General features: G+C 71.2%; 1 pseudogene. It reads left to right on the forward strand.

Annotated elements, in window-relative coordinates:
• Positions 1 to 334 precede the first annotated feature (334 nt).
• Positions 335 to 645: pseudogene (locus tag ACF088_RS41315) on the forward strand (LytR family transcriptional regulator); the annotation flags it as partial.

The raw sequence follows: 645 nt of genomic DNA on the forward strand, positions 1-645 counted from the left end.
CCGGTGACGCCGATTCTCCGGCGCCGACCTTCAGCGGGAACACCGCCGACGAAGACGTCTGCGAGTAAAGCGCATTCCAAGAAGGGGCCACCCGTACGCAAGGCGGGCGGGCACGCGCGGAGAATTGTCCGAGAAATGCGCCGGATTGCCCAGTTGTAAGGTTCGTGGAATGCGTCACTGCCGTCGCCGTGCACGGAACGGTCCGGTTAGTGTGAGCGATCCGGTGTGCCCGGCCGCGGAGTTCTGCCCTGGCCACGCACTGAACTGACGTGAGCGAGACCGGGCGCCCGGAGGGGAGGGCGCCGCGTGGCCCCGACGGAGGATTCGGACAATCGTGGACGCGCAAGGCCGTGGGCGGGCGGAGGACATCGACCCCGCAGACCAGTGGGTACTCAATCCGGAAACCGGCGACTACGAACTGCGACTGCCCCCTTCCGCACCGCAGTCGCCGATCCCGGGTCCGCGCCGGGCCTCGTCACCGGCACCCTCGCCGGCCCCGGCCCCCGAGGTCCCCGCACCCCGCAGGCGCCGCGCCGCGCCCGAGGAGCCGCCGCCGGGACGGCGCGGCCGCCGGCGGCCGGCGAAGAAGAAGTCGAGGGGCAAGAAGGTCCTGCTGTGGACCGGCGGCACGATGGCGTTCGTCAT

The sequence above is a fragment of the Streptomyces sp. NPDC015125 genome (assembly GCF_043080045.1).
Taxonomy (GTDB): Bacteria; Actinomycetota; Actinomycetes; order Streptomycetales; family Streptomycetaceae; genus Streptomyces.